Source organism: Paenibacillus naphthalenovorans (assembly GCF_001465255.1).
GTDB lineage: Bacteria > Bacillota > Bacilli > Paenibacillales > NBRC-103111 > Paenibacillus_G > Paenibacillus_G naphthalenovorans.
In genome coordinates this window covers 3,569,100-3,588,910 of record NZ_CP013652.1, presented here as the reverse complement: position 1 = coordinate 3,588,910, position 19,811 = coordinate 3,569,100, and the positions used below count along the sequence as shown (strand labels likewise).

The 19,811-nt window shown below is 51.2% G+C and carries 19 protein-coding genes; 15 read left to right on the top strand and 4 right to left on the bottom strand.

Annotated elements, in window-relative coordinates; genetic code table 11:
* The first annotated feature begins 2 nt into the window (after positions 1 to 2).
* From IJ22_RS17645 to IJ22_RS17610, 8 genes are all read left to right on the top strand, one after another.
* Complete coding sequence (locus IJ22_RS17645; RefSeq protein WP_062409754.1) at positions 3 to 455, top strand: PNPOx family protein; 453 nt, start codon at positions 3 to 5, stop codon at positions 453 to 455.
* A gap of 81 nt (positions 456 to 536) precedes the next feature.
* A complete protein-coding gene (locus IJ22_RS17640) occupies positions 537 to 2,012 on the top strand; it encodes a 4-hydroxyphenylacetate 3-hydroxylase family protein (protein WP_054817545.1) in 1,476 nt (491 codons plus the stop codon).
* Between the two features lie 34 nt (positions 2,013 to 2,046).
* Positions 2,047 to 2,817 (top strand): carbon-nitrogen family hydrolase, encoded by a 771-nt coding sequence (locus IJ22_RS17635; protein WP_062409753.1) that lies wholly within the window; start codon positions 2,047 to 2,049, stop codon positions 2,815 to 2,817.
* Positions 2,818 to 2,845: 28 nt separating this feature from the next.
* Positions 2,846 to 3,520, top strand: coding sequence for a DUF2848 family protein (locus IJ22_RS17630; RefSeq protein ID WP_054817547.1), 675 nt, complete (start codon positions 2,846 to 2,848; stop codon positions 3,518 to 3,520).
* Positions 3,521 to 3,522: 2 nt separating this feature from the next.
* Positions 3,523 to 3,873 (top strand): cupin domain-containing protein, encoded by a 351-nt coding sequence (locus IJ22_RS17625; protein ID WP_062409752.1) that lies wholly within the window; start codon positions 3,523 to 3,525, stop codon positions 3,871 to 3,873.
* A gap of 353 nt (positions 3,874 to 4,226) precedes the next feature.
* Positions 4,227 to 5,276, top strand: coding sequence for a TRAP transporter substrate-binding protein (locus IJ22_RS17620; RefSeq protein WP_062409751.1), 1,050 nt, complete (start codon positions 4,227 to 4,229; stop codon positions 5,274 to 5,276).
* A gap of 11 nt (positions 5,277 to 5,287) precedes the next feature.
* Entirely contained in the window at positions 5,288 to 5,821 is a 534-nt protein-coding gene (locus IJ22_RS17615; protein WP_062409750.1) for a TRAP transporter small permease, read from the top strand.
* Positions 5,822 to 7,096: a TRAP transporter large permease gene (locus IJ22_RS17610; protein ID WP_062409749.1), complete on the top strand. Its 1,275-nt coding sequence runs from the start codon at positions 5,822 to 5,824 to the stop codon at positions 7,094 to 7,096.
* A gap of 51 nt (positions 7,097 to 7,147) precedes the next feature.
* Here IJ22_RS17610 and IJ22_RS17605 read toward each other — a convergent pair whose 3' ends face one another.
* From IJ22_RS17605 to IJ22_RS17595, 3 genes are read right to left on the bottom strand one after another with little or no spacing between them, the layout of a single operon-like run.
* Positions 7,148 to 8,125 (bottom strand): electron transfer flavoprotein subunit alpha/FixB family protein, encoded by a 978-nt coding sequence (locus tag IJ22_RS17605; RefSeq protein ID WP_062409748.1) that lies wholly within the window; start codon positions 8,123 to 8,125, stop codon positions 7,148 to 7,150.
* A gap of 25 nt (positions 8,126 to 8,150) precedes the next feature.
* Positions 8,151 to 8,918: an electron transfer flavoprotein subunit beta/FixA family protein gene (locus IJ22_RS17600; RefSeq protein ID WP_062409747.1), complete on the bottom strand. Its 768-nt coding sequence runs from the start codon at positions 8,916 to 8,918 to the stop codon at positions 8,151 to 8,153.
* A 38-nt stretch (positions 8,919 to 8,956) separates the two neighbouring features.
* Complete coding sequence (locus IJ22_RS17595; protein WP_062409746.1) at positions 8,957 to 9,544, bottom strand: fatty acid metabolism transcriptional regulator FadR; 588 nt, start codon at positions 9,542 to 9,544, stop codon at positions 8,957 to 8,959.
* Positions 9,545 to 9,742: 198 nt separating this feature from the next.
* Here IJ22_RS17595 and IJ22_RS17590 point away from each other — a divergent pair, with 198 nt between their 5' ends.
* The 7 genes from IJ22_RS17590 (at position 9,743) to IJ22_RS17560 (ending at position 18,916) form a co-directional block, all read left to right on the top strand.
* Positions 9,743 to 12,139: a 3-hydroxyacyl-CoA dehydrogenase/enoyl-CoA hydratase family protein gene (locus IJ22_RS17590; RefSeq protein WP_062409745.1), complete on the top strand. Its 2,397-nt coding sequence runs from the start codon at positions 9,743 to 9,745 to the stop codon at positions 12,137 to 12,139.
* A 25-nt stretch (positions 12,140 to 12,164) separates the two neighbouring features.
* On the top strand, positions 12,165 to 13,349 hold the full coding sequence (locus tag IJ22_RS17585) for an acetyl-CoA C-acyltransferase (protein ID WP_062409744.1): 1,185 nt from the start codon (positions 12,165 to 12,167) through the stop codon (positions 13,347 to 13,349).
* 36 nt (positions 13,350 to 13,385) lie between these two features.
* On the top strand, positions 13,386 to 15,158 hold the full coding sequence (locus tag IJ22_RS17580; protein WP_062409743.1) for an acyl-CoA dehydrogenase family protein: 1,773 nt from the start codon (positions 13,386 to 13,388) through the stop codon (positions 15,156 to 15,158).
* Between the two features lie 342 nt (positions 15,159 to 15,500).
* Positions 15,501 to 15,920 (top strand): PaaI family thioesterase, encoded by a 420-nt coding sequence (locus IJ22_RS17575; RefSeq protein WP_235594162.1) that lies wholly within the window; start codon positions 15,501 to 15,503, stop codon positions 15,918 to 15,920.
* 304 nt (positions 15,921 to 16,224) lie between these two features.
* Positions 16,225 to 17,286, top strand: coding sequence for an ABC transporter substrate-binding protein (locus IJ22_RS17570; protein WP_062409741.1), 1,062 nt, complete (start codon positions 16,225 to 16,227; stop codon positions 17,284 to 17,286).
* 4 nt (positions 17,287 to 17,290) lie between these two features.
* Positions 17,291 to 18,067, top strand: a complete 777-nt coding sequence (locus IJ22_RS17565) for an ABC transporter ATP-binding protein (RefSeq protein ID WP_054817557.1) — start codon at positions 17,291 to 17,293, stop codon at positions 18,065 to 18,067.
* A 3-nt stretch (positions 18,068 to 18,070) separates the two neighbouring features.
* The gene (locus tag IJ22_RS17560; protein ID WP_082660869.1) at positions 18,071 to 18,916 is read left to right on the top strand and encodes an ABC transporter permease; all 846 of its coding nucleotides are present in this window, start codon (positions 18,071 to 18,073) and stop codon (positions 18,914 to 18,916) included.
* 91 nt (positions 18,917 to 19,007) lie between these two features.
* On the opposite strand, the gene IJ22_RS17555 is transcribed toward IJ22_RS17560, so the two are convergent.
* Positions 19,008 to 19,460 (bottom strand): Fur family transcriptional regulator, encoded by a 453-nt coding sequence (locus IJ22_RS17555; protein ID WP_054817558.1) that lies wholly within the window; start codon positions 19,458 to 19,460, stop codon positions 19,008 to 19,010.
* Positions 19,461 to 19,811: the final 351 nt, after the last annotated feature.

The window sequence follows — 19,811 nt, the reverse complement described above, 5'->3', positions numbered from 1 at the left end:
CCATGTCAAAAGTTTTAACGGAATTGACTCCCGAAATGGTGGATGCGCTGCAGGGAAACAACATCGTGCTGCTTAATGTGGTTGAGAAGGAAAGCGGTGCTATTTATTCGACGGCTTTGTCTTGGGTGTATGCCGTAAACGCAACAACGATTCGTTTTGCGATCGACGCTAAGTCCGATTTCATCAAAATCATTGAACAAGATCCTGCGGTGCTTTTGAATTTTACTGCTCAAGAGTCCGTATTCTCCTTAACGGGAAAAGCTTCTGTCAAAGTAGCCAAAACCGAAGGGCTGACCTTGAAGCTTGCCTTGATTGAAGTACAGGTAGAAGGAATCAGAGATATTATTTTCTACGGCGGGAAAATCACTACGAAGCTTGAATTTGTTAAAACGTATAATGCTGACCTGGTCAAAAAACTCGATACTGAGGTCAAAGAGGCCATCTATAACGCTTAATTATCGTTGTCAGTGTATACATCACACAGTGTACAAAATTCAAAAAATATATATTTACCTTCGGAAAGGAAGATCAAAAGCATGAGAAACGGCAAACAATATGTAGAATCTCTGAAGGATAACAGAACCATTTATATCGGGGGAGAGCGTGTGAAAGATGTGACGACCCACCCGGCATTCGCAGGAATCGTGAACACCTTCTCCAAGATGTACGATATGTCCGCCGATCCGGCTAACGGCATGACGTACACAACGGAAGACGGTACGGTTGCCAACAAGATGTTTATGATTCCAAGAAGCAGAGAGGATTTGGCTGCACGCCGTGAGGCAATGTATAAATGGGCGGAAGCCACCTGCGGTTTTGCCGGACGCAGCCCGGATCATGTGGCCAGTTTCCTGGCAGGGTTCGCGAGCCATCCCGAGGTATTCGGCGACCGTGCCAAGTATGTGATTGATTTTTACAAATATGCAAGGGACAACGATCTGTTCGTCACTTACGTCATCATTCCACCGCAAATTGACCGCAGCAAAGCAGCCAACGAACAGGAAGAGAAGTTCCTGCCGGTAGGTGTATACGAGGAAAGAGAAGACGGTATTGTCGTGCGCGGCTCGCAAATGCTCGGCACAAGCTCGGCCGTCAGCAACTATTTGTTCTGCAGCTGCATTACACCGCTGCGTCCGGGAGACGAGGATTATGCGATTTCGTTCGTCGTGCCGATGGATGCACCGGGACTGAAGCTTTATGCCCGTCCCAGCTTCGCAGCCGACAAGCCGAGCACTTTCGATTATCCGTTGTCGACGCAGTATGATGAGAGCGATTCGCTTGTTGTATTTGAGGATGTGTTTATCCCTTGGGAGCACGTATTCGTGTACAAAGACATCGAAGCAACCCGCGCGCAGTTCCACGGAACGCCTGCTCACGTCCTGGGCAACAACCAGGCGCAAACCCGCTTGTCCGCCAAGCTGAAGTTCGTGATCGGCGTGGCAAGGAAAGTAACGGAAATGAACGGTACCGATAAATTCCCGCAGGTTCAGGAGCGGCTTGGGGAGCTGGCGTCGCAAGCGGCCATGGTGGAAGGCATGCTGATGGCCTCGGAATATCAGTGCAGCATCGATAAGAACGGCGTAGCCCGCCCGAATGCGCGTTATCTGTATGGCGTCGTAGGGATGCAGGATACCATTTATTCGTCTGTTATCCGCATCTTGAGAGAATTGGTAGGCGGCGGCGTACTGCAGGTGCCTTCCTCCTATAAGGAAATGATAAACCCTGAAACGAAAGACGACATGAGAAAATATATCCGTTCCTCCACAGGGGCCAAAGGGGAGGAAAAAGTAAAACTGTTCAAATTGGCCTGGGACATTATCGGATCTGAGTTCGGCGGACGCCACCAGCAGTACGAAATGTTCTACAACGGAGCTCCGTTTGTGGTTAAAGGGTACTCGTTCCGCAATTACGGATACGGAGAGCCGGTTGCTATCGTTGACCGCTTCCTGGCAAGCTACGGGCTGCCTGGGAATGAAACGGCAAAAACGGAAAAAGAAATCGAGGTAGGATAATTCCGTATCTGCTTAACAGAAAGGAACTGAGGGCATGAAAGTAGCATCCATTCAATTAGAAATCAAGGACAGCGAAACGAAAGAACAAAGAATCGAACGGGCGGATGGTCTGCTGGATCAGGCCAAGGGCAGCGATTTGATCGTGCTGCCTGAGATTTGGGCTACCGGGTATTTCTCGTTTGACCGCTACAAGGCGGAAGCCGAACCTATGGACGGCCCGTTCGTAAAGCGGTTTTCCGCAAAAGCCAAAGAACTGAACGCGTACTTGTTTGCCGGAAGCTTTGTGGAGAAAGACGGGGATAAGTATTATAACACGAGCGTGTTATTTGACCGGACGGGAGCCATCGTGGGTACGTACCGCAAAATCCATTTGTTCCGCTATGGTTCATTGGAAGGCGAATTGTTGACGCGGGGAGAAGACATTGGAGTCTACGATACCGAATTCGGACGCGTCGGACTCACCACCTGCTATGATCTGCGCTTTCCTGAATTATACCGTAAGCAGGTGGATGCAGGCGCCAAGCTGCTGCTCGTTACATCGGCATGGCCGCATTCCCGCTTGGCGCATTGGCAGCTGTTTAATTCAGCCAGAGCATTGGAGAATCAATGCTTCCTCATCTCTTGCAATTGCGTCGGAACGACAAGAAACGTCTTCATGGGGGGCCACAGCCGAGTTGTGGATCCATGGGGAACGGTTGTCGCATCCGGCGGGGAACACGAAACGATTGTGAAAACTGAAATCCATCCTGAGCAAGTGGACCAAATTCGTGAAGTCTTCCCTTCTCTAAAACATCGCGTTTTATAATGATAAACCCGGGAGGATAGATACAGACATGGAATTTCAGCACGAAAGAAAAATATTAAATTTTGTACCACAAAGATTGGTTATAGCGGGATATACCAATAAAGACCAGGAAGCGGTCAAACACCATATTGAAGAATTAAAAGAATTGGGGATACCGGCTCCCCGGCAGGTTCCGATGATGTACGACCTGGCGCCGGAATTATTAAGCAATACTGACGTGATCAGCGTTGTCGGCAATGACAGCAGCGGCGAGGCGGAGGTCGTACTGCTGGATATCGACGGCACCTGGTATATCGGTTTGGGCAGTGACCATACCGATCGTGTGCTTGAGGCCGTATCGATTCAGAAGTCAAAACAGGTGTGCGCCAAAATCATTTCCAAGCAATTGTGGACGTTTGAGTCGATTTCCGAACACTGGGACGAGATTGAGCTGAACAGCTGGGTTCAAGTTGACGGAGAAGAAGTGCTGTATCAATCAGGTACGCTTAGCGCCTTTTTGAATCCGATGGATTTGCTTGAATTGGTAAAGCAGCGCGGGTATGACAGCCCTGGTATTGCACTGTATTGCGGAACGCTTCCCTTGAAAACTGAAAAATTTTACTTTGGAGGTATTTTCAAGGCGGAACTTCATGATAAGATAAACAATAGAAAACTTACCATAAATTATGAAACCAAAATTTTAAAGGACTCAGAGGTGGATTAACAATGGCAAAACCGGAACTGGAATTTACCGATTATACGAAATTTGAACAAAAGCCTTTTACCAACGTAAAGGGTCTAAGTGAACGAGTGATTGCGAAGGACCCGGAAACGGGAGTGGCTACACGGATTCTTATCTTCGAACCGGGCACGGACACCACTCCGAACGGTGTGCAAATTCATGATTTTTGGGAAGAGCTTTACGTGATCGAAGGCTCCTTGATTGACCTGACGCTCAATCAGGAATTTACAGCGGGAATGGTAGCTTGCCGACCTCCGGGTATGAAGCACGGCCCTTGGATATCTCCAAATGGCTGTAAGACGTTTGAGGTACGTTATTATTCCAAAGGCCAATAAAATTCATGCGTGATAAAACCATTTGCAAAAAATGGTCAAAATGATAGAAAAAAAGGCAGCAGGAATGCCGATATAGGTATATAGAAGGTCTTATTGTGAAAATGACGGATTGAAGTACGGCGTGCCTGGCAAAGATTTGCGATTGCAACGTGACAAAGGGAAGAAGCCCGATGAGTGCCGCTAATGGCTGCAGGTTGCCTCCGCTCATGGGCTTTTACACCCTGGCTTTTACACCCTTTCCATGAAGGGTAGCTGCGATTTGGATTCTATTCAGACTGGTTAAACCAGCCCTGTATATAGAACTATTTTTACTCTTGTATCATGTGTGCACATTAAGTTAGGAGGCTTACAGAATGAGAAAAACAAAAAAAGTGTTTAAAACCGCGGCAATCGGGATCATGATTGCGTCCTTGCTTGCCGCATGCGGTGGCGGAGGCGAGAGCGCCGGGGGGACAAGCAGCGGTGATGACGGGAAGAATCAACAAAAGCTGGTATTGAAATTCGCCAACATTACGAAGGAGAACAGCGGACTCGCCCAAACGGCATGGAAAATAGGTGAAGAGCTTAAGGCCAAAACCAACGGCCGGATTACCGTTCAATTGTTCCCGGGAGGGCAATTGGGTAACGAAACCGATATGATGCAGCAGTTAAATACCGGATCTCTGGATATGGCGATCATCACCACAGCTCAATTGAGCAGTTCTTCCCCTGCCTTTGGCGCATGGTTAATGCCTTTCCTGGTGAAAGACCACAAGCAAGCTTACGAATTGTGGACAAGCCCGGAATCCATGGCCTTATTTGATACATTAACGAATGACAATGTCAAAGGCTTAGGCTATGCAAGCTCCGGTTTCCGATACTTCTTGGCTACGAAGCCGGTGACAGGAATTAAGGATCTGGAGAACTTTAAGCTGAGAACGACCCCGAGCCCAACCATTCTTGACTTCTTGACTTCGCTCAAAGTCAGCCCGACCCCAATGCCGCTAACCGAAGTGTATACGGCACTGCAAACCGGCGTAATCGGCGGTGTGGATATCGATACGGAGTCGGTCATTTCCGAGAAATTGACGGAGATTGCCAAGAACATGACGCCGAGCAAACATATGTATTGGGCAGGCGGCATTCTGATCAACAAAGACAGATGGAACGGATTGTCCGATGAAGATAAAAAGCTGATAGAAGATGCGGTTGATGTAGCCATGAAATACAATGTTGAATATGTGGAAAAAAATGAGGCAGATTTGCTCGCAAACGCCAGCACAAAATTTGGACTGACTACGCATCAATTAACCAACAAAGCGGAATTTGAACCATACATCAAGGCGGTTCAGGATAAGTGGATTGCAAAGGCTCCGGAAATCGGCAAGTTCCTAGAAAAAGCTAAAGAGATTTCGAAAGAGTAGGTATCTGTTCTATGGAAGAAATCCAACAAATTCAACCCAAACCAAATATCATCTCTACTATAGCTAACATCATTGACAGGTTACTGATTTGGGTCAGTGTAGCCATAGGAGTCGTATTAACGTTTAACATGATCGTTGCGGTTATGTTTCGATATGTGTTAAACCATCCGATTTTCTGGGCCGATGAGTTATCATTGTACCTATTTTGTTGGATTACATTTTTAGGCGCGAGCTTAGGGATTAAACGTGCCGATATGGCGGCGGTCACCTTCCTCATTGACCGTCTTTCCCCCAAGTTCAGGCTGATTACGGACATCTTTATTCATTTATGCACCTTACTGTTTGCAGCGGTGATTGGCTACTACTCTATCCTGTGGGTTAAGAGTCCAAGTGTGGTCAATCAACTTTCAGCCACGATTCCCATCAATTTGTGGATTTTGTATTCCGTCGTCCCTATATCTATGCTGTGCATTATTGTATTTACTATCGATCATATCAACAAATTAGTGTCGGCATATATTTTTAGGGCAAGGGGGGGATGCTAAATGACTACAGCGATCGGTTTTTTTGCATTAATGTTTATTGGGGTGCCGATTGCGATCGTGCTGGGTCTTACGACACTGATCTACGTGTTAACGACGGGCAATCTCACTATTTTACAGTCTATGCCGTCCAAGCTGTTTAACGGATTGCAAAATTTCGGCCTTGTAGCGATCCCGATGTTTATTCTATTGGGCGAATTTATGAATCAAGGCGGGATTACCAACCGTTTGCTTGAATTTGCCAAAGTCATATTCGGACATTTTCGCGGTGGGCTTGCTTATGTTAATGTCGTAGCAAACATGTTTCTCGCCACGATTATCGGATCATCCACCGCACAAACGGCGGTGATGAGCAAAACGGTGGTTCCGGTAATGGAAAAGGAAGGGTACAGCCGGGATTTCAGCAGTGCACTTACCGCATCCGCATCGGTTGTAGCTCCGCTCATTCCCCCCAGCATGCCGTTCATTATATACGGAGTAACGGCGGGCGTATCGATCGGCAGCTTGTTTTTGGCAGGGATTCTGCCCGGTATTATTTTTGGTCTGGGCTTTGGATTATATATTTACACGATTGCCAAAAAACGAAATTTTCCGAGATCCGATCGATCCAGTTGGTCCCAGGTGCTGAAAGGTACCGTTTATGTGCTGCCTGCCTTGAGCATTCCGGTGCTCATTATGGTTGGGATTACTACGGGGATCTTTACAGCAACGGAATCGGCGGCCGTTGCGGTTCTGGTTGCATTACTGGTCGGCGGTTTTGTTTATAGGGAGTTGAAATGGAAGCATTTGCCGGGCATTCTGGTGCGAACCATTATCACCACCTCGACTGTCACCTTTTTATTGGCGATGTCCGATATTTTCGGTTGGGTCTTGAATTTCAATCAAATTCCCCAACTGATTACCGATGCTTTCCTGGCCGTAGCGGATAACCAGTTCGTCTTTTTGTTATTGGTCAATCTGCTGCTGCTGCTCATAGGTACCGTTCTGGAGGGAGTGCCGGCTTTGATCCTGTTAACTCCAATTCTTGTACCTATAGCCGTTCATTATGGGGTTGATCCTATCCACCTGGGTGTGATCATGGTCATTAACTTAACTTTAGGGCTGATCAGCCCTCCGGTCGGATCCGTCCTGTTTGTGACCTCGGCGGTTGCGAACGTTTCAGTCGAGAGGCTTACACGAAGCTTGATTCCGTTCTTAATTATTTCATGTCTTATTCTTATGATTATCACCTATATCCCTTGGACGACTTTAGGACTTCAAAAACTGCTGGGTCCTTAATGTCCGAAACGAGAAGCCCGCCGGCTAAACGCCTGACGGGCTTTGTGTTCGTTATTCCAGTACTTTCCTGAATTCCCGGGTGAGCAGGGGAACAACCTCGAACAAATCTCCGACAATGCCGTAATCGGCCATTTTAAAAATAGGGGCTTCCGGATCCTTATTGATGGCGATGATGATGCGCGATTGGCTCATGCCGGCCAGATGCTGGATGGCGCCGCTGATGCCGCAGGCGATGTAAATTTCCGGCGTCACGACTTTGCCGGTTTGGCCGATTTGCAAGGCGTAATCGCAATATCCGGCGTCGCATGCGCCACGCGATGCGCCGACGGCCCCATTTAATACCTCCGCCAGCTCTTCGAGAGGCTTGAAGCCATCCGCGCTCTTGACCCCGCGGCCGCCGGATACGACAATTTTCGCCTCTGTCAGATCTACCTTGCCTGACGTCTTGAGGACAACGTCTTTCACCACAGATCGAAGGGTCGGGGGAGGGGAGTAAGCGATTTTCACGATGGGGGCTTTCGCTCCGCCGGCTGTCCGGACTGCGGGAAAATTGTTAGGCCTTATGGTGACGGCCCATGGGAAATCGGTAAACCTTTTTTTCTCAAAGGCTTTCCCTGCATATACGGGCCGGGTGAATAGGATCCCTTCGCCGGACGACTCGGCCGCAATGACATCCGACAGCTGGCCGGCTTTCAGCTTCGCAGCAATGGCAGGGGCAAGGTCGCGCCCGACAGCCGTATGTCCTATGAACACGGCGTCCGGACGAATCGTATCAAGAACGCCGGCAAGCGCAGCAAGATAAGCCTCCGGATGGTAATGCCGAAGGCTGTCATGCTCGATCAGATGAATGTCTGCAAAGGGATAGGCGGCGAGCTCATCGGCCAGAGAATCCACTTGGCTTCCCATGATAATGGCCGTAATACGGCCCCCTTCCGGTAACGCGATTTGCGCTGCTTGAAGTGCTTCCAGAGTGACCTGACGCAGCTTTCCGTCACGATGCTCGGCAATGATCGCATACGTTCTGCTCATGGATATTTCCTCCTTCACAGGCCGTCTAAATGACCTTGGATTGTGTGCGAAGCAGTTCGACAAGCCTGGCTGCCTGTTCAGGCATTTCGCCCTGCAATATTTGTCCGGCCTGTCTTGCCGGAGGAAGAAACAGCCCGATTAACGACGTTTTGGGTATAAGAGCCTCTGATGTTACGGACAGATCATCAAGCGTCAGCTGTTGAAACGGCTTCCTCTTTGCCTTCATGATGCCGGGCAGGGACGGGTATCGTGGTTCGTTGAGCCCCTGCTGGGCGGTGAACAGGGCCGGAAGAGATACCTCCAGCAGTTCCACATTGCCTTCGGCATCGCGCTCTGCTTTGGCTGTTCCGGCGGAAAGCTCCAGCTTGATAACGGAGGATACGTGAGGAAGATGCAGCAGCTCCGCCAAACGCACGGCCACCTGACCTGCGCCGTTATCGATGGAAAAATGGCCGCCGAGAATCACATCATACGTCTTATCCGCGAAATATGCGGCGAGAACTTCCGATACCACATATTCGTCCTGGGAAATGCGGTCGTCCGAAATCAGGACGGCTTCGTCCGCGCCCATGGCAAGCGCGGTCCTCAGCGCCTCGGAAGCGCGTTGGGGCCCGACGGAAACGACAACAATGCGTCCCCCGAACCGCTCCTTTATGCGGATTGCCTCTTCCACAGCATATTCGTCGTAAGGATTCATGACGAATTTGACGCCTTCTTCCGAGATCTTTCCATTGGCAATGACGATCTTTTCCTCCGTATCAAACGTCTGCTTCAGCATCACATACACATTCATCCGGATTTCCCCTTTCCAAGGTAAATGGCAGAAGAAGGTCAAGGCTTAAGGGCCTTAAGGAAAAACTCGACGGTCGGTTCGATCTGCTTGCTCAGCGAATATTTGCGTCCTGAGATCAGCCAGGAGGTGACGGCTTCATCCATGGCTCCGAAGATCAGCAGCCGCGTTAATTTGACATCCAGCCCTTGACGGAAGGTTCCTTCTTCCATGCCTTTGACCAGTACGGCTTCTATTAATTGAATATATGGTTTGACTGCTTGACCTATGGCTTTGCGCAGCTCCAATGAACTTTGCCGCAATTCAATTTGGGTAACGTAAGCGAGGTCCGTGTTTTGCTCCAGCTCGGTGTAATGAATTTCGCATATTTTGCGGAGCGCTTCATCGGCCGTGGACGACGCTTCGACGTTTTCCTTGAACTTGCCCACCAACTCTCCCAGCCGTTCCCGAAAAAGCGACACGAGAATATCTTCCTTGTTTTTGAAATATAAATAAATGGTTCCGTCAGCGACGCCGGCTTCGCGGGCAATTTTCGATACTTGCGATCCATGATAGCCGTTTTCGGCGAAGATTTTGACAGCAGCGTCCAGGATCAAATGGAATTTATTGTTTATTTTTTTACTTGTCATCTTCGCACCCCGGTGATAAGATTGAAATACATTGTGAATGAATACTCATTCATTTTCTGATTCCATCTTATGAAATCCGCTAACCGTTGTCAATGGTTCTTGTATAAATGGAATAACAATAGATGTAAGGGGTTACAGAGCGGTATTCGGTCATGCCAAAGTCCAAGAACAATAACAGGTACAGGAGGTAAGAGGCGCATGGCAACAAACATCAATAGAGCTGCCGTGATCGGCTCAGGCGTCATGGGAGCGGGCATTGCCGCCCATCTCGCCAATGCGGGCATTCCCAGCCTGCTGCTGGACATCGTTCCGACAGCATTGACGCCGGATGAAGAAGCCAAAGGATGGACGCTGGAGCATCCGGCCGTCCGCAACCGCCTGGCGGCAAACGCGCTTTCCGGACTGACCAGACTCAAACCGTCGCCGCTGTATGACGACGCCTTCCTCAGCCGGATTACGCCGGGGAACCTGGAGGACGATCTCGGTAAAATTCGGGACGTCGATTGGGTCATCGAAGCGGTCGTGGAAAACCTGCATATAAAGCGGGAGCTGCTGGCCAAAATCGAAAATCATTGGAAGCAGGGAATCATTGTGAGTTCCAATACGTCGGGCATTTCCATCGACGGGATGACAGCAGGCCGGAGCGAAGCGTTTAAACGGCACGTTCTCGGCACGCACTTCTTCAATCCTCCGCGCTATATGAAGCTGCTGGAAATCATTCCGGGTGAAACGACCGATCCGGATATTGTGGCCCGATTGACGGAATTTTGCGGGAAAAGACTTGGCAAAGGCGTGGTGGTAGCCAAAGATACGCCGAATTTTATCGCCAATCGAATCGGAACCTACGGTTTATTGGTCACGCTGCAAACGATGATCGACAAAGGCTATACCGTTGACGAAGTAGACGCCGTCACAGGCCCGGCCATGGGCCGGCCGAAAAGCGCCACCTTTCGGACGCTGGATCTTGTGGGATTGGACACCTTTGTGCATGTAGCGAATAATGTCTATGAAAAATTGGACGGCGGTCCGGAAAAACAGGCTTTTCAAGTGCCGCAGGTGCTAAAGGACATGGTGTCTTTCGGGTGGATCGGCGAGAAGGCCGGTCAGGGCTTTTATAAGAAGGTCAAGGGAGAGCAGGGCAGTGAAATTTTGTCCCTCGATTTGGGCGCGATGGCTTACGGCAAGAGCAGGAAGCCGGCATCCCCCTCGCTTGAGGCGGCCAAAACGGCCAAAGGAGCCAAGGAAAAGACGAAGGCGCTGCTCGGCGCCAAGGATCGCTATTCCGGGCTTGCCTGGGACATTTTGAAGAAAACGCTGCTTTATTCGGCGGACAAAGTCGGGGAAATCGCCGATTCGATTGCGGATATCGACAAGGCGATGAAATGGGGCTTTCATTGGGAGCTGGGGCCGTTTGAAACGTGGGATGCGATCGGGCTCGTAAAATCCGTCGAACGAATGGAGAAGGAGGGGGAGCGCATACCGGTATGGGTCAAGGAATGGATTGCATCCGGGAAGGAATCGTTCTATCAGCATGCCAACGGGAAATCATTTTACGTATACAAAGGGGAATATAAAGCGGCCGATCAGCCTGCCGAGAACATTTCGCTGCGCAGCTTGAAGGAGCAGAACAAGATCATCCGCGCCAATAGCGGCGCCAGCTTGATTGATGTGGGCGACGGCGTGGCGTGCCTGGAATTCCATTCGCCCAACAACGCGATCGGCGCCGATATTCTGTTTATGATTCAGCAAAGTGTGGAAGAGGTGCGCCAAAATTACGACGCGCTGATCATCGCAAACCAAGGCCGCAATTTCTGCGTCGGCGCCAATATTATGCTGCTGCTGATGGAAGCGCAGAACGAAGAGTGGGAGGAGATCGACAGCATTATCCGAATTTTCCAGAATACGATGATGCAGCTCAAAGGTTTTGAAAAACCTGTTGTTGCCGCTCCTTACCACATGACCTTGGGAGGCGGCGTCGAGGCTTGTCTGCCGGCTGACGAGGTGTGCGCATACGCGGAGACCTATTACGGTCTGGTGGAAACAGGGGTTGGATTGATTCCCGCGGGAGGGGGCTGCAAGGAGCTGGCGCTGCGGCTAAGCCGGGCGAATCCAAATCCGGAGGCGGATTTGCAGCCGCACATCAACGAGCTGTTCATGAATATCGGCACGGCCAAGGTGTCGACAAGCGCCCACGATGCCCGGAAAATCGGTTACCTTCGTGCCTCAGACAGGATCGTCGCAAATCAGGAGCGCTTGATCCATGAAGCCAAGCAATCGGCACTTCGGCTCGTGCATGAGGGGTATGTACTGCCGCCGAAAGAAAAAATCCGGGTGGTCGGCGCAGACGGAAAGGCGGTTATGCAGCTCGGAGCATATACCATGCGGCAAAGCGGGTATATCAGCGACCACGATCTGCTGATTGCCGGCAAGCTGGCTCATGTGCTTGCCGGCGGGGACGTTCCTGCGGGAACCATGGTGACCGAACAATACATGCTGGATCTGGAGCGCGAAGCGTTCCTCAGCCTTTGCGGCGAACCGAAAACGCAGCAGCGTATGCAGCATATGCTTTCCAAAGGCAAGCCGTTGCGCAATTAAGCGAATCGAAAAGAGGTGAACGCTCATGAGAGAAGCCGTCATTGTTTCCGCTGTCCGCACCCCGGTAGGCCGGGCGAAAAAAGGCAGCTTGGCCCATACCCGGGCGGAGGATTTGGGGAGAACGGTGCTTCAGGCTGTCGTTGACCGGGTGCCGGGCGTGAAGAAAGAGGACGTGGAGGACATCATCATCGGATGCGCGATGCCCGAAGGGGAGCAGGGCTTGAATTTCGCCCGTATCATGTCGCTGTACGCCGGATTCCCTTCGACGGTGCCGGCCTTGACGATCAACCGGTTCTGTTCGTCGGGCCTGCAGTCGATCGCTTTTGCAGCCGAGCGCATTATCGCGGGCGGCGCCGATATCATCATCGCAGGCGGCGTGGAAAGCATGAGCCGCGTGCCGATGACCGGCTTCAAGCTGTCGCCGCATCCGAAGCTCGTGCAGGAGATGCCGCAGGCCTATATCGGCATGGGCCACACGGCGGAGAATGTGGCAGACCGCTTCGGCATTTCCCGCGAGGATCAGGACCGGTTCGCGATGTCGAGCCACCGCAAAGCGGCAGCGGCCGTCCGGTCCGGAGCCTTCAAGGAAGAGATCGTTCCGGTTCACACGTCGCTCAGAGGCTTTGGCGATAACGGCAAGCCTTGGGAGAAGCCGGTTGTACTGGATATGGACGAAGGGATTCGTCCGGATACGACGCTGGAGGGACTGGCCAAGCTGAAGCCGGCGTTCAAAGCGGGCGGCTCCGTTACCGCGGGCAACGCCTCGCAGATGAGCGACGGTGCAGCTGCCGTACTCGTGATGAGCCGGGAGAAAGCGGAGAAGCTGGGACTTTCGCCGCTCGCTGCCTTTCGCTCGTTCGCCCTGACGGGGGTAAACCCTGAAATCATGGGCGTCGGACCGGTAGAGGCGATCCCAATGGCACTTGAGCGCGCGGGTCTCGGCCTGGAGGATATCCGGCTCTTTGAAATCAATGAAGCGTTCGCTTCTCAATGCGTGCATATTATCCGGGAGCTTCAGCTGGATGAGAGCCTGGTGAATGTCAACGGAGGCGCGATTGCTCTCGGTCATCCGCTCGGCTGCACGGGTACGAAGCTGACAGCAGGCCTGATCTACGAGCTGCGTCGCCGCGGCGGAGGTTATGGTGTGGTGTCGATGTGCATCGGCGGCGGCATGGGGGCGGCCGGTGTGTTTGAAGTGTACCCGAAATAGCGGGTTGAAATATCATACGATGGAGGAGAGATGGATATGGCGGACAAAGTGATAGGCGGCAGTTTTGTCTTGGAAGACCTGGACTGTCAAGCCATCGTTACACCGGATGAACTGACGGCGGAGCAGCGTTTGATTGCGGGGACGACGGCAGATTTCGTGGAAGGCGAAGTGCTTCCGGTCGATGAGGAAATCGAGAAGCTGAACTACGAGTTGACCTTGAAGCTGCTGAAAAAGAGCGGCGAGCTCGGACTTCTGGGCGCGGATGTGCCGGAAGCGCTGGGCGGACTCGGACTCGACAAAGTCAGCACGACACTGATCAGTGAGCGGTTGTCCAAAGCCTCTTCTTTCGCACTGTCCGTCGGTGCCCATGTCGGCATCGGCACTCTCCCGATCGTTTATTTCGGCACGCCGGAGCAGAAAAAGAAATATTTGCCCGATCTGGCCAGCGGCAGGCTCATCGCGGCCTACTGCCTGACCGAGCCTTCATCGGGCTCGGATGCGCTTGGCGCGAAAACGACGGCGCGTCTATCGGAGGACGGCCGCTATTACGTCCTTAACGGGATGAAGCAATTTATCACCAACGCGGGCTTCGCGGATATTTTCATCGTTTATGCGAAGGTGGACGGAAAGGACTTCAGCACCTTCATAGTGGAGCGGAAGATGGAAGGCGTGAGCATCGGTCCGGAGGAAAAGAAGATGGGCATCAAAGGGTCCTCCACCTGCGCGCTCATCCTTGAAGATGTAAAGGTTCCCGTGGAAAACCTGCTGTGGGAGGCGGGCAAAGGCCATTTAATCGCCTTCAATATACTGAACATCGGCCGTTTCAAGCTGGCCGCGGGCTGTCTCGGCGCCTCGAAGGATGCAATCGAAATATCCGCCAAATATGCCAATGCACGCAAGCAATTCGGCAAACCAATCTCCTCCTTTCCGCTCATCGGCAAGAAGCTGGCCGAAATGAATGTTCGTACTTATGCGCTTGAAAGCATGGTCTACCGCACGGCGGGCTTGATGGATGCGGGGCTCAGCGATATCGATCACGGCAGTCCGGAAGCGGGAGTCCAGTCCGCCAAGGCGATAGCCGAGTATGCGCTGGAGTACTCCATCAATAAGGTGTTTGGTTCGGAAACCCTCCAGTTCGTAGCGGATGAAGGCGTGCAGATTCACGGCGGCTACGGTTTTATCCAGGAATACAAAATCGAGCGCATATACCGTGATTCGCGGATCAACCGCATCTTTGAAGGGACGAATGAAATCAATCGTTTGCTCATCCCCGGCACGCTGATGAGACGCGCCATGAAGGGCGAGCTGCCGCTCATCCAGAAAGTGCAGGCGCTTCAGTCGGAGCTGCTTCAGCTCGTTTCGGGGCAGCAGTTTGAGGGCATATTAGAGGAAGAAACGCACCTGGTTTCCATGGCCAAAAAGATATTTCTGATGACGGGCGGAGCCGCCGTCCAGAAATATCAGACGCGGCTTGAGCAGGAACAGGAAGCGCTCAGCCATCTGGCGGATATGATGATTCAGATCTATGCTATGGAAAGCTCACTCCTTCGTACCCGACAACGGATCGCAAAACAGGGCGAAGACAAAACGGCATGCGCCATCGATATGACAAGGGTCTTCGTGCATGAGGCGTTCGAAAGGATAGAGTCGCTTGCCAAAGAGACACTGTCGGCTGTAGAGACCGGAGACGTGCTGCGCACTCAGCTTTCCGTATTAAAGAAGCTGGCCCGCCGTACGCCGGTCAATACGGTAGGGCTAAAGCGGCAAATCGCCGCCAGAGTGTTGGAGTCGGAGAAATTCGTGCGCTAATCCGATGGAACCATCTGAAGGATCCCGGCCGCGTGCCGTATGCCGGAAGATGGTTGTATATATGCGGCGGATATGGCGCGAATGGACGAGAAAGGGTATTATGATATCAAGGACCGTATGAGAGATAGAACAATTGCCGGAGGCTTCAATAGGTTCCCCGGGAAATCGAGGAGGCGCCGTTTATGCATCGGATAGGGAAGAAGCCGCCGCCTTGGGCGTGCCGATCCCCTTCCGCGGTGAAACGGTGTAAACTTATATTGTCCGGAAGGAAGAAGAGTCCTTGAAAGCAAAGGAGCTCGAACACTGGGGCAGGAACGTCTGGCCGCCGAATGGAGAGATACTGTGAATACTGAACAAATTCAAAAAAAAATCGAACGCATGCTGGAGGAGGCTCAGCATACCTTTTGGGGCTATCTGGGCTGTGAATTGGTGGAATGGAACGAACATAGGGCCATCGTCACGCTGGATGTGAAAGAGCACCATCTGAATTTCATCGGCATTCTTCACGGAGGCGTGCATACGTCGCTGCTCGATACCGCGATGGGTCTTACAGCGATGACCGCCCGTCCGGACAGCGATGTCGTCACTTCGGGCTTGAATATGCATTTTACCGCGCCGGCAGGCAAGGGCAAAGTGACGGCGGTGGCGGAAATCGTTCATATGTCAGCCAGAACGATTACCACCCAGGCAACGCTAAAGAACGAAAATAACATTTTGTGCTCGATGGCAACCGCGTCGTTCCGGGTTATCGACAAAAAATGAAGGAGGATTGCGATCTGGCTTGAAGTACCAGACTGTGCAGTGTTATCATAAGAGCTGCAGACCGTAGACCGGGTCCTTGGGCGGAGCGGTCTATTTCTTATGCGGAGGTATTGACATGCCGCAGCATAAGACTTGAAGGAGGAAAAGCCGGCTGTTGATTTCATGACTTTGATTTACATTAGCACATACCATTCGACCCGGTCATGCCATAAATTTAGAAGCTTTGAAGGAATATTGCAAATACGTGTCGAATGCGTATAAGATTTGCCCCAAAATCAACTAGAAAAACTGGAGGGTTAACAGAATGAAAAAAGCATCACTCTTCGCATTGACTGCAGTGCTGTTCATCACCACTGCTCTTGCAGGCTGCGGGAATAAGGAAGCAGCACCGGGGAACTCAACAGAATCCCCCAAAACGCAAACGGAAGCGGTATCGGTAGAAATCGGCATGCTCAAGCTGGCCAGTTCCGCGCCATTATTTATCGGGCTTGAGAAAGGATTCTTTCAAGAGGAAAATATCGACGCGAAAGCCAAATGGTTCGATGCGGCGCAGCCGATTGCTGTAGCCACTGCAGGAGGAAGCGTGGATGTGGGGGCAACCGGAATTACGGCAAGCTTGTACAACATGGTAGCCGGCGGGCAAAAGCTCGTGATTGTTGCCGACAAAGGCAGAGAGCAGGAAGGCTATTCTTCTACAGCCCTGATGGTTCCATCCGATTCTCCGGTCAAAGCGATTGAGGAATTGAAAGGAAAGAAAATCGGTATTACACAAACCGGATCAACCTATCATTACATGGCCGGACGCCTGCTTGAAAAGCACGGACTGACGCTAAAGGATGTTCAATTGGTGCCTTTGAACAGTATTAAAGGCTTGATGGAGTCGCTCAAGAGCAAGCAGGTGGATGCGGTTATGCTGAATGAGCCGAACATCACCGCTGTAGTGAAGGAAGGTTACGGTAAAGTCATCGCTCAGGTAGGAGACGAAATCGAGTATCAAACCTCCGGTATCTTCTTCTCACCCAAGCTGGCGGGCAACCAGGATGCGGCCGTACGCTTTTTGAAGGCGTATGCCAAAGCTACACGCTATTACTACGATGCAGTGCTGACCAAAAAAGACGGCAAGCTCGTACCGGGAGCCAATTATGACGAAGTGGTTAAGATCGTTGCCAAATACACGGACCAACCCGAAGAAGTCGTGAAGCAAGGACTTCCTTATATCGATCGTGACGGGAAGCTTTTGGCCGAAGACATCAAAACGCAGGTAGAATGGTATGCCAAAGAGAAGCTGATCGACAAAGCCATCGACACCCAAGAGATTGTTAATACTGCTCTGCTGGACGAAGCGCTCAGCAAGCTGGAGAAATAATGCCATGAGAATCGTAGTGGACAACGTGGAGAAACGGTTTATCGACTCGAAGAAGCGAGAGGTTACCGCTCTTAGAAATATCAACTTTACGATTGAAGAGCAAGAGTTTGTGGTATTGGTCGGTCCCAGCGGATGCGGGAAGTCTACACTTCTCAATATTGTCGGCGGGTTGCTGTCTCCTTCGGGAGGAGAGGTATATTTTGAGGGTTTATCTTCGGACAAACCTCCCCGGCTCGGCATCGTTTTTCAGGAAATTGCGCTTTTTCCCTGGAGGACGGTTTACGAGAATGTGGTGTTCGGTCTGGAAGAGCAGGGTGCGAGCAAGCAGGAGCAGCAGGAAAAAGGCAAATATTATATCGATATGGTCGGGCTCACGGGATTTGAATCGGCTTATCCCAAACAGCTGTCGGGCGGGATGCGTCAACGCGCGGGCATTGCCAGGGCGCTTGCCGTCGAACCGGATTTGCTGCTGATGGACGAACCGTTCTCCGCGTTGGATGCGCAGACGCGTACGCTGATGCAGGAGGAGCTGCTTTCCATCTGGAACCGTACCCGATTAAGCACTTTATATGTCACGCACAATATTCAAGAGGCGGTCTATTTGGCTGACCGGGTGATCGTGCTTTCCCGTCATCCGGGACAAATCAAGGAAGTGATTCATATCGATCTTCCCAAGACGGGAAGAGACCGGGAAGAGCATCGCGCGGCCTTCGAGCGGTACGCAAATGAAATCTGGCAGCTGATCCGGCATGATGCACAGGAAGCGCTGAAGGAGGGTTAGGGCATGAGTCAAGCATCAAATGAATCGATACCGGAAAGGACTGCCCATGCTTCGGCACAAGGACTGCAGCGGCATGTGATTCGCAACCGCGTATCCTTCCTGGAGCAGAAAATACCGGCTTATGCGTCCGTGCTCGGTATTGTCGGTCTCCTGCTTCTGTGGGAGATCATTTGCCGGCTGGGGCTTGTGCCGCCATTGTTCCTGCCTGCTCCGACGCTGATTTTATCGGACGGCTGGGAGATGCTGTCCAGCGGTGAGCTGCATGAGAACATCCTGGCCAGCTTGTCCCGGATTATCGTCGGGTATGGCATTGGCGCGGTCAGCGGCATTCTGATCGGGCTCATTCTGGGCTTTTCGCGCTGGGCAGACGCTGTACTTTCGCCTGTGGTGTATTCCATTTATCCGATTCCGAAAATTGCTTTGCTGCCTTTGATTATTCTATGGCTCGGGATCGGGGAAGCGCCCAAGTTTACAATGATTGCCCTTGGTGTATTTTTTCCCGTGGTGATCAATACATTCTCGGGCGTCAAGAACGTGGATCCCATATGGATCAAAGCAGCGGTTACGTTCGGCTCCAGCCATCTGAACGTCATTCGGAAGGTCATTCTTCCCGGGGCCCTGCCGATGATCTTCGCCGGGCTTAAGCTCGCGGCCGGTACCTCCTTACTGCTTCTGGTATCGGCGGAAATGATCGCGGCTCAACAAGGAATCGGATCGATGATTCTGCATTACGGGAATTTGATGATTACGACGAAGCTGATGGTTGGGGTTCTGCTCCTGTCTTTGTTAGGCCTTCTCTTCAATCGGGGACTTCAGTGGCTTGAACGCAAACTGCTGCCTTGGAAATAATCGGAATAAGCAAGTGAACGTTCAAAAAGCACCCGCCGGAAGGTTTTCCTTTCGGTGAGTGCTTTTTTCAGTTTCGTGATTACGTTCCCCTTCAAATGGCGACTTTGAAGCTTTGGCCTTGAAGCTGAAGCCGCTCACAGGAATCGCATATACCGGATACTTCAAGATAGGCGTTCTCCGGCCGGAAGCCGTTTCCGAATTCGGCTAATTCCGGCAGGGCCGCCGTAAAGTCCTGGATTTTGCTGCAATGAACGCAATACAAATGATGATGAGGCTCGGTATTCGTATCATACCGCAGAATATCGCCATGATGAGTATGAAAATCCTTCAGCAGCCCCAGCCCCTTTAACGTGCGGAGATTTTTGTAAATAGTCGTCATGCTCACGTACTTCGGATAAGCGGCATAAATCGACTCGAACAATTCTTCAGCCGTAGGGTGAGATAATTTCAAATATAAATGCTCCAAAATGAGCTCTCTTTGTTTTGTTATACGAATATTAGCCGCCTGTAAATGACGAATGGCATCGTTGATCGTGATTTGCATAGCGTCCTCCTTTAAAATTAAAATTAGACTTAATCTAATTATATTCAATAATATCAGTGTTATGCAAAACGGTCATGATCATTATATGAAGGTTTGATGAAGAATGGATGAAGCTAATCTGATGTTCAAGCGTTATTCATGATCAGATCCCGGTTGCGGATGGGAGGGAAATCCCATAGTTGCCGGAGGTGAAAAGGCAGGGAGCGCATGATCGGCAACGATCGCTGGCGTTTGAAGGGGATATTCAGCATTCATTTTTCGAGGATGAAGAGAAAATGGGAAGACGGAGTGTAATGTGATGTTCAAATCCCCCCTATATGGGCCGTGGAGAAATGTTCACCAGCCGCAAAG

What these genes read in the sequence shown, in the direction of transcription:
- IJ22_RS17645 (WP_062409754.1), top strand. Translation starts at nt 3, where the DNA reads ATGTCAAAAGTTTTAACGGAATTGACTCCCGAAATGGTGGATGCGCTG.
- IJ22_RS17640 (WP_054817545.1), top strand. Translation starts at nt 537, where the DNA reads ATGAGAAACGGCAAACAATATGTAGAATCTCTGAAGGATAACAGAACC.
- IJ22_RS17635 (WP_062409753.1), top strand. Translation starts at nt 2,047, where the DNA reads ATGAAAGTAGCATCCATTCAATTAGAAATCAAGGACAGCGAAACGAAA.
- IJ22_RS17630 (WP_054817547.1), top strand. Translation starts at nt 2,846, where the DNA reads ATGGAATTTCAGCACGAAAGAAAAATATTAAATTTTGTACCACAAAGA.
- IJ22_RS17625 (WP_062409752.1), top strand. Translation starts at nt 3,523, where the DNA reads ATGGCAAAACCGGAACTGGAATTTACCGATTATACGAAATTTGAACAA.
- IJ22_RS17620 (WP_062409751.1), top strand. Translation starts at nt 4,227, where the DNA reads ATGAGAAAAACAAAAAAAGTGTTTAAAACCGCGGCAATCGGGATCATG.
- IJ22_RS17615 (WP_062409750.1), top strand. Translation starts at nt 5,288, where the DNA reads ATGGAAGAAATCCAACAAATTCAACCCAAACCAAATATCATCTCTACT.
- IJ22_RS17610 (WP_062409749.1), top strand. Translation starts at nt 5,822, where the DNA reads ATGACTACAGCGATCGGTTTTTTTGCATTAATGTTTATTGGGGTGCCG.
- IJ22_RS17605 (WP_062409748.1), bottom strand. Translation starts at nt 8,125, where the DNA reads ATGAGCAGAACGTATGCGATCATTGCCGAGCATCGTGACGGAAAGCTG.
- IJ22_RS17600 (WP_062409747.1), bottom strand. Translation starts at nt 8,918, where the DNA reads ATGAATGTGTATGTGATGCTGAAGCAGACGTTTGATACGGAGGAAAAG.
- IJ22_RS17595 (WP_062409746.1), bottom strand. Translation starts at nt 9,544, where the DNA reads ATGACAAGTAAAAAAATAAACAATAAATTCCATTTGATCCTGGACGCT.
- IJ22_RS17590 (WP_062409745.1), top strand. Translation starts at nt 9,743, where the DNA reads ATGGCAACAAACATCAATAGAGCTGCCGTGATCGGCTCAGGCGTCATG.
- IJ22_RS17585 (WP_062409744.1), top strand. Translation starts at nt 12,165, where the DNA reads ATGAGAGAAGCCGTCATTGTTTCCGCTGTCCGCACCCCGGTAGGCCGG.
- IJ22_RS17580 (WP_062409743.1), top strand. Translation starts at nt 13,386, where the DNA reads ATGGCGGACAAAGTGATAGGCGGCAGTTTTGTCTTGGAAGACCTGGAC.
- IJ22_RS17570 (WP_062409741.1), top strand. Translation starts at nt 16,225, where the DNA reads ATGAAAAAAGCATCACTCTTCGCATTGACTGCAGTGCTGTTCATCACC.
- IJ22_RS17565 (WP_054817557.1), top strand. Translation starts at nt 17,291, where the DNA reads ATGAGAATCGTAGTGGACAACGTGGAGAAACGGTTTATCGACTCGAAG.
- IJ22_RS17560 (WP_082660869.1), top strand. Translation starts at nt 18,071, where the DNA reads ATGAGTCAAGCATCAAATGAATCGATACCGGAAAGGACTGCCCATGCT.
- IJ22_RS17555 (WP_054817558.1), bottom strand. Translation starts at nt 19,460, where the DNA reads ATGCAAATCACGATCAACGATGCCATTCGTCATTTACAGGCGGCTAAT.